Genomic DNA, 7515 nt, shown 5'->3' on the forward strand with positions numbered 1-7515 from the left:
GTTGAACCTTGGTGTAAGCAGGTGTAAGCAAGGGGGTCATTTGGTGTAAGCAGAGAGTAAGCAAATACGTTCATTTGGCTCATTTTTTGCGGTCAAATGCACGAACCGCCTAAGCGCAAATCAGGCTGTAAATTCTGCTATTGCAGTGATTTACAGCCTGATATTAGTATTTATTTACCTAGAGTATTATTCCTCTATTGCAGCCTGCGCCGCAGCCAAACGAGCTATAGGCACACGGAATGGAGAACAACTCACATAATTCAAACCAACATGGTGACAGAACTTAACAGAACTGGGTTCACCGCCATGTTCGCCACATATACCGCATTTCAAATCATTGCGCACAGAACGTCCTTTATCCACTGCCATCTTTACAAGTTGACCGACACCATTTTGATCAAGAACCTGGAATGGATCGACTTTCAAAATCTTCTTCTCTAAATAAACAGGAAGGAAACTGGCAATATCATCGCGCGAATAACCAAAAGTCATCTGCGTCAAATCATTTGTACCAAAACTAAAATACTCCGCATGAGTGGCTATACGGTCTGCAGTCAATGCAGCACGGGGAATTTCAATCATTGTGCCAACTTTGAAAAAGATCTCCACACCTTCCTCCTTAAAGAGTTCAGCAGCCTCTGCGCGAATCACTTCTTCCTGAGCCTCAAATTCATAAAGAATACCTGTTAATGGCACCATAATTTCAGGATGAGGATCAAATCCCTCACGCTTCAAATCAATACAAGCACTAAGAATAGCGCGTGTCTGCATCTGCGTGATGCAAGGATAAGTATTTCCCAAACGACAGCCACGATGACCAAGCATAGGATTGTGTTCGCAGAGACTTTCTACGCGCTGACGAATATATTCAACCGTTACTCCCATGGCTTGAGCCATCTCTTCCTGTCCTTTGATGTCATGAGGAACAAATTCATGGAGGGGAGGATCGAGCAAACGAACATTTACAGGATAACCATCCATGGCACGGAAAATACCTTTAAAATCTTCTTTTTGATATGGCAGCAACTTTGCTAAAGCCTTACGCCGACCTTCCACATCATCGGCCAAAATCATTTCACGCATTGCTACAATTTTCTCCTTGTCAAAGAACATGTGTTCCGTACGACAAAGACCAATACCTACAGCACCAAATTTACGGGCTACTTCAGCATCATGTGGAGTATCTGCATTGGTTCTTACTTGCAAATGCGTATATTTGGCACAAAGATCCATTAAAGCGGCAAAATCACCTGACAATTCAGCTGCTTCCGTACGAATTTCACCTTTGTACACACATCCATTCGTACCATTGAGTGAGATGTAGTCACCTTCTTTAAGTACCACGCCGTCAATTTCTACAATTCTATTCTTGTAGTCAACGTTAATGGCACCAGCTCCACTCACACAGCATTTACCCATACCACGGGCCACAACTGCAGCATGACTGGTCATACCGCCACGGGCTGTTAAAATACCTTCAGCAACAGCCATACCAGCAAGATCTTCTGGACTAGTCTCTATACGTACCATAACGACCTTACGGCCATCGGCATGCCATTTGGCTGCATCTTCTGCAAAGAAAACAATCTGTCCACAAGCGGCCCCCGGACTAGCAGGCAAACCACGCGTCAGTTCCTTAGCCGAAGACAAAGCCTCCTTACTGAATACTGGATGAAGTAGTTCATCCAGTTTATTGGGTTCACATCTATTAATAGCAGTTTTTTCGTCTATCATTCCCTGACGTAACAAATCCATGGCAATCTTAACCATAGCAGCACCAGTACGCTTGCCATTACGTGTCTGCAAGAACCAAAGTTTTCCCTCTTGGACGGTAAATTCCATATCTTGCATATCACGATAATGCTCTTCTAGCTTCGTCTGTATTGTATCCAACTGACGATATATTTCAGGCATCGCTTCTTCCATTGAAGGATAATTTACCTTACGGTCTTCCTCCGAAATGCCTTGCAGTTCTGCCCAACGACGACTACCTTCTAAGGTTATTTGCTGGGGGGTACGAATACCTGCGACAACATCTTCACCCTGTGCATTCACAAGCCATTCTCCATTAAAGAGATCTTCACCAGTGGCTGCATCACGACTAAAACAAACACCAGTAGCAGACGTTTCGCCCATATTACCAAACACCATCGCCATTACAGTTACAGCTGTGCCCCATTCTGCGGGAATGCCCTCCATTTTGCGATACAGGATGGCACGTTCGTTCATCCAAGAATCAAAGACAGCACAAATTGCTCCCCACAACTGCTCCATTGGATTAGTTGGAAATGCTTTGCCTGTTTGCTGTTGAATGGCCTCTTTAAAAAGTCTCACTAATTTTTTAAGGTCTTCAACGTCCAATTCATTATCGAGTTTAACACCTTTTTCTTCCTTAACCTTGTCGATAACTGCCTCAAAAGGATCTATATCTTCCTTGTTGACAGGCTTCATACCCATCACGACATCACCATACATCTGAACGAAGCGACGATAAGCATCATAGGCAAAACGTGGATTTCCAGTTTTACGCGCCAATCCTTCTACAACCTCATCATTCAAACCAAGATTTAGAATCGTATCCATCATTCCAGGCATGGAAGCACGAGCGCCAGAACGAACAGACAACAACAAGGGATTCTCCACATCACCGAATTTGGAAGCCATCAAATCCTCTACACTCTTTAATGCTTTTTCAACTTCTCCGCGTAAAAGATCTATAACTTCTTGCTTGCCTATCTTATAATAATCATTGCAGGTATCAGTTGTGATGGTAAATCCAGGAGGTACAGGCACTCCAATGAGATTCATTTCAGCCAAATTGGCTCCCTTACCACCTAATTCATTACGCATGTCTGCACGGCCCTCTGCCTTGCCAGCGCCAAAGGAATAAACTCTTTTTTGGTTTTCCATAGCGATAATTTAAAATATTTTATTATATGTGAACTATGACGCAAAATTATAAAAATAAGTGTTATGTACCAAAAGAAGTTACTATTTTTTCCACCCCGCTTATCAAAAAAACGACTTAAGTTTAGCTAAAAAAAACAAAAGAAACGCCCCATGTTTGAATTTTAATTTAACTTTCAAACATAGGGCGTTTCTTTACTCAATTTGTCATGTTATCCCATTCTGCCTATAGACATTAGACAATGAATACTACTGATGCTGTTCGCGATAAAGATCATTAACAGTTTTTACAGGATTAAAAGTAGAAAGGGGAACTTCTACAAAAACTGTATTCCAATCGCTCATCGCTCCATTCCATAACCCTGGTAATTCAAGGGCTTTCAAATCTTTACCATCTTTGCTTTTATGGGATATAAATCCTGTTTGAGAATCGACGAAATCAGTCAGAGCAAAAGCCTGCCCCAAATAATCTTTCACTCCACACACTAAATCTACAGGATTAAAATGAGTACCACTCTCAAACATAGTCTTAGCATCAACATTGCTCATGTCTATTTGAGAACTTTCCAGTATTTGTAACGATATGGTACCATCTTGATTATAAGCAAGGAATGGGCCACCTCCAGGCTCACCCACATTACGCACCATACCACACACACGCATAGGACGATTAAGTTTTCGCCGCAAATATATAGCCATTTCGGTATCTTCCAACAACTTCGTTTCAGGATTCTTACAACAAAGTTTTTTCTGGACAAACTGCAACATCTCCAGCAGATCCGACATTTTATAATGCCCACTGTCCAGTTTTCTCAGATAAGCAAAAGCCTGCTGCTGAAGAACGATAAGTACACCACCCAACAGTTTTTTATAATTAACCATTTCTGGTTTTAGCCTGTCGGGGACAACATTATCTATATTTTTTACAAAAATAATATCTGCATCAATATCATTAAGATTTTCAATTAAAGCACCATGACCACCAGGGCGGAAAAGTAAGCTATTGTCATTTTGGCGAAACAGTGTATTATCAGGATTAACAGCTATAGTATCGGTACTTGCTTTCTGCTCAGAGAAGTCCACATTAAAACTTACCCCATATATATGTTCATAGCTGGTTACTTTCTCTGCTAATAATTTCTCAAAAAGTTTCCGATGTTCTGGAGATACGGTAAAATGAACATTCACTTCTCCATCTCCCTGCTTGGCATACATTGCCCCTTCAACAAGATGCTCTTCCATAGGAGTACGTGCCCCTTCATTATAACTGTGAAACTTTAACAGTCCTTTGGGTAAATGCCCATACCCCATCCCTTCAGCTGACAATAAAACTTTAGCCACATCCTTATAACGTTTGTCTTCCAATAGCCTATCGACACCACAACCACATAATTGTAGACAGGCCGCATCCAAATCTTGAAAATATGCAGCATCATGAATATTGTCAAAAAACTTTTTCTCAAAATCTGTCACCGGAACTTCGGAATTGCCATCAACAAAGGTGAAAATGTCTTTGAACATACGACTGGCAGCTCCCGAAGCTGGCACAAATTTCACAACTTTTTTATTAGGATCGCTGACATAATTATCCCAGACTTTCACATAATCTATTCGCTCATTGGCATCAGGGCATAAAATACCACGCTGCACACTTGCTGTTGCGGCAAGTCTCAAATAGGGAAAACCTTTTTTAAAATATTCAAGTTGTCTTTGTAAATGGGTTTCAGAGATACCTTTTTTCTCCAATAAAGCTTTGTCTTGTTCGTTTATCATAGATTCAATTTTTGAAAACTTCTCAAAATAAGAAAGAATATCACCACAACTGCGGTATTTCGCAAAATTAAATACTTTTGCCGACAAAACACCTATTACAAACAGTTTTTTGAATAAAAAAATGAGCCACTAATATAAATTCCAGAAAATCAATTAACATTAACAGAAAACAGGTCTCTAATATTTTTGTATTCTGTCTCATTGACATATCCTCCAATTAGAGCGGAACAAAGAGTAGAATTCATTGCCACATTCTCTCAAATCTCTGTACATGTTGCAATTTTCCTTACCCTTATATTCTAGAATTGCGATCGTATTCAGTCGGAAATTCAACATATATTAATAAGCATCTTTCTTTTCAAGTCTATGAATACATCCGCCATTCTTTTAAATCTAAATGACCACACAAATTCTATAAAAACAAAAGCTGAAAATGGAAAGCCTGAAAAAAATCACTAACTTTGCAACATTATGAGTAAAAAAACATCCCCAATTGCCACATCACAGCGCCGAATTATTATCATCGGCGCAACTTCCGGCATAGGGCGGGAGGTTGCACAAATTTACATAGCACAAGGCCACATTGTCGGTTTGGCTGCACGACATACAAACATTCTGTCGGAAATCCAGAACAACAGAAAAAATATATTCACAGCAACCATTGATATTTGCAGCCATGATGCCCCAGAAAAACTTGAACATTTAATAAAACAAATGGGAGGTATAGACCTCATAATTCATTCATCTGGCATTGGATACATAAACCCACAATTAGATCCAGCATCAGAACTTGAAACCATTGACACCAACGTAAAAGGATGGACAGCCATTATTGATTGGGCTTTTCTATATTTACTAAAGCAAGGTTATGGTCATTTAGTAGCCATTACTTCTATAGCTTCTTTGCGCGGATTAGCACCAGCACCGGCCTATTCTGCTTCAAAAGCTTATCAGGCACATTATTTGGAAGCTTTGCAGCAAAGAGTTGTAAAAACAGGACTTCCTATTACCATCACTAATATCCGGCCAGGATTTATACGCACCCCATTGTTACCAAACCCTGATAAGTTCTTTTGGGTTATAGACACATATAAAGCAGCTCACGCTATTGTCAAAGCTTTAAAACAGCGCCGTCCCATAGTAACCATACCATACAGATGGCGACTGATGATTCCATTTATAAATCTGATGCCTAATAATATAATAGCGCATTTAATAGCAAGAAAAATCTAAAAACTGACATATCAAATTCAATCATATATTTTCGCTTTAAGAAGAAACAGTCTATGGATACTATCTGCGCTATAGCCACTGCACCAGGTGGCGCTATCGGTCTAATTCGCATTTCAGGTTCCCAAGCCATAAACGCCACAACCCAAATATTCCATCCGGCAAACTCCACCCCACTTTCAAACCGAAAAGCCGGAACTCTTACTTTTGGGCACATCAAAACTTCAGATAATGAAATAATTGATGAAGTTCTAGTTAGTATATTCCGCGCTCCTCATTCCTATACAGGCGAAGAGTGTGTGGAAATTTCCTGCCATGGATCTTCTTATATTCTTTCCAGAACGCTAGAGCTCCTGATTGCAAAGGGATGTAGAATTGCAGCGCCTGGCGAATTTACTCAACGGGCCTTTCTCAATGGTAAGATGGATCTGAGCCAGGCCGAAGCTGTAGCAGACCTCATTGCATCGTCTTCAGAAGCTTCACACCGCATTGCCATGAACCAAATGCGAGGAGGATTCAGTAAAGAGTTACAAAAACTGCGAGAACGTTTACTACATATTACAACCCTCCTTGAATTAGAACTCGACTTTTCCGACCACGAAGATCTTGAATTTGCCAACCGTTCAGAACTACAATCATTAGCTGAAAACATTGACCATCATATCACTTGGCTTTGTGAATCATTCCGTCTCGGCAATGCTCTAAAAAACGGTATCCCTGTCGCAATAATTGGGGAAACAAATGCCGGAAAATCGACATTACTCAATGCCCTCGTAGGAGAAGAGAGAGCTATTGTAAGTGACATTCATGGCACTACGCGTGATGTCATTGAAGATACCGTCAATATTACTGGCACCACATTTCGTTTCATTGACACTGCAGGCATACGTGAAACAACCGATACTATTGAAAACCTTGGTATTGAACGCACTTTTAAAAAAATCGACCAAGCATCAATTGTTCTATGGATAATTGATGCTACAAGTGCATATTCTCAATTCACAACTCTATCTCCTAAAATACTTCCTCTCTGCACTCACAAGCATCTCATTGTCATTCTTAATAAAACAGATCTTATTCCTGAAAACTCTCCCCAAGACCTTCTCCCTCCCCTCCCCTTTTCTTCTCCACAATCCATAAAAATTATTCCCACTTCAGCCAAAAACGGTAATGGTATTGAAATTTTGAAGGATGAGCTAACCTCCTCCACCAACCTTCCATCTATCAATAATAACACAGTTATCGTTACAAACATTCGTCATTACGAGGCCTTGACTCAAGCCCTCGCTGCTATTCATCGTGTTCGCACTGGACTTTCCTCTTCTCTTTCAAGTGATCTTATCAGCCAAGACCTTCGCGAATGCCTCCACCATCTTTCCGAAATCGCTGGAGAAATAACTTCTGATATGACTCTGCAAAACATTTTCAAAAATTTCTGCATCGGCAAGTAGCCTATTGGTGATAACTGGTGCCATTTGGTGTAAAATATTGAAAAGTCGCTCGTTATCGGGCGGCTTTTTTCGTACCAATACTGCAATATAACCGCTTTTCACGGGTCAAGCCGAAATTCCGGTGCATTTGTTAAAATTCGAGAGCTGAAATGTT

General features: G+C 40.5%; 4 protein-coding genes. 2 read left to right on the forward strand and 2 right to left on the reverse strand.

The window, feature by feature from the left end:
- Positions 1-186: 186 nt before the first annotated feature.
- A complete protein-coding gene (gene ppdK / locus C5S62_RS12845) occupies positions 187-2910 on the reverse strand; it encodes a pyruvate, phosphate dikinase (RefSeq protein WP_104405715.1) in 2724 nt (907 codons plus the stop codon).
- 246 nt (positions 2911-3156) lie between these two features.
- Positions 3157-4680 carry a DUF4301 family protein gene (locus C5S62_RS12850; RefSeq protein ID WP_104405716.1) on the reverse strand — a complete coding sequence of 508 codons (1524 nt, stop codon included), beginning with the start codon at positions 4678-4680 and terminating at the stop codon, positions 3157-3159.
- 471 nt (positions 4681-5151) lie between these two features.
- Between C5S62_RS12850 and C5S62_RS12855 the strand changes: the two genes are divergently transcribed.
- Both C5S62_RS12855 and mnmE read left to right on the forward strand, forming a co-directional pair.
- Positions 5152-5913 (forward strand): SDR family NAD(P)-dependent oxidoreductase, encoded by a 762-nt coding sequence (locus tag C5S62_RS12855; RefSeq protein ID WP_104405717.1) that lies wholly within the window; start codon positions 5152-5154, stop codon positions 5911-5913.
- A gap of 53 nt (positions 5914-5966) precedes the next feature.
- On the forward strand, positions 5967-7361 hold the full coding sequence (gene mnmE, locus C5S62_RS12860) for a tRNA uridine-5-carboxymethylaminomethyl(34) synthesis GTPase MnmE (protein ID WP_104405718.1): 1395 nt from the start codon (positions 5967-5969) through the stop codon (positions 7359-7361).
- Positions 7362-7515: the final 154 nt, after the last annotated feature.

The organism is Prevotella sp. MGM2 (assembly GCF_002933955.1).
Classification (GTDB): domain Bacteria; phylum Bacteroidota; class Bacteroidia; order Bacteroidales; family Bacteroidaceae; genus Alloprevotella.

Bases quoted from the DNA above. Each gene is read 5' to 3' on its own strand.
- ppdK (WP_104405715.1), bottom strand. From the start codon at position 2,910: ATGGAAAACCAAAAAAGAGTTTATTCCTTTGGCGCTGGCAAGGCAGAG.
- C5S62_RS12850 (WP_104405716.1), bottom strand. From the start codon at position 4,680: ATGATAAACGAACAAGACAAAGCTTTATTGGAGAAAAAAGGTATCTCT.
- C5S62_RS12855 (WP_104405717.1), top strand. From the start codon at position 5,152: ATGAGTAAAAAAACATCCCCAATTGCCACATCACAGCGCCGAATTATT.
- mnmE (WP_104405718.1), top strand. From the start codon at position 5,967: ATGGATACTATCTGCGCTATAGCCACTGCACCAGGTGGCGCTATCGGT.